This is a genomic window from Streptomyces sp. NPDC060027, assembly GCF_042737005.1.
Lineage (GTDB): Bacteria > Actinomycetota > Actinomycetes > Streptomycetales > Streptomycetaceae > Streptomyces.
This window is the reverse complement of record NZ_JBHWVI010000471.1, coordinates 1-1221: the sequence shown is the minus strand read 5'-3', so window position 1 is coordinate 1221 and position 1221 is coordinate 1. Positions and strand designations below refer to the sequence as shown.

Below are 1221 nucleotides of genomic sequence, written 5' to 3'. Positions count from 1 at the left end.
TACGACACGCAGATGGCCGACCAGCTCGACGCCGCCATCGAGCAGAACGGCAAGGGCGATCTCGCCGCGCTCCTCGCCGGCGGCGACACCTGGACAGTCGTCGGCGCAGATGTCGGTATCCCGGCTCCAAGGACGCCGTCAGTGACCGGCAACTGACGGGAGGGGGTGGTGTCGGTGAGCGGTTGCCGCTCTGCACGGCGTTGCTACCCGCCCGGCTGACGGGGCAAATCCGACTCGCCCGCACCCCGGCGATCATCAGGGCTCGAGACACTCCCGGTCACGCGGCAAGGCACTGAGCCGTTGCCAACCTTGGTGACAGCGACGTGAGTTGGTGTGGGGCGTGTTCGGGAAGAGGTGAAGCTCCTGGTAGATGGGTTGTCGAGCAAGGGCAACCTGCCCGCCCGGTGCTGCATGTGCGCGCAAGTCGTTCGTGATCCGCGACGGGACGCTGCTGCCGTTCGACTGCATCGCCGCCGACCGCCCGTACCACTCCCGTCCAAACCGTCCCGTCCCCAAGGCCTCAAGCTGAGGTTGGGAACGGCTCATTAGGATCCGTCTTCAAAGATCATCGGGTGGTAGATCATGGCGGGGTGATACGTCGCCATGAACTCACCGATCAGGAGTGGGAGTTACTCGCTCCGCTCATACCGCGGGCCGCGACAGGCCGTCCGCGTGTGGAGGATCGGCAGGTCATCAACGGGATGGTTTACAAGATCCGGACCGGGGTCTCCTGGCGTGACCTGCCGGAACGCTACGGGCCGTGGCAGACGGTCTACACCCGCTTTCGCCGCTACGCGTTGGACGGCGTGTTCACCCACGCCCTCCAGCAGATCCAGACCCACGCCGACGCCGTCGGCGACATCGACTGGCTCGTCCAGATTGACTCCACCATCGTCCGCGCCCACCAGCACGCCGCCGCCACCGGCCGAAAAGGGGGATCCACCGGCCGGACGAACCGGACGATCACGCCCTCGGCCGATCCCGAGGCGGACTGACCACCAAAATCCATCTCGCCTCCGACGACCGCTGCCGGCCGCTGGCTTTCCACCTCACCGCCGGACAGGCCGGTGACGCACCCGCCTTCACCGACGTCATGGCCCGCCTGCGCGTTCCCCGTCTGCGAGGACGGCCCCGCTGCAGACCCGACCAGGTCGTCGCCGACAAGACACCCCATGCAGCTATCGGGTCAAGCAGCTGTGGCGAGTGGTGATGGTTTCGGCG

General features: G+C 66.9%; 1 protein-coding gene. It reads left to right on the top strand.

What is annotated here, in order from left to right:
• The first annotated feature begins 572 nt into the window (after window positions 1–572).
• On the top strand, window positions 573–995 hold the full coding sequence (locus ACFWBT_RS43085) for an IS5 family transposase (protein ID WP_385710326.1): 423 nt from the start codon (window positions 573–575) through the stop codon (window positions 993–995).
• Window positions 996–1221: the final 226 nt, after the last annotated feature.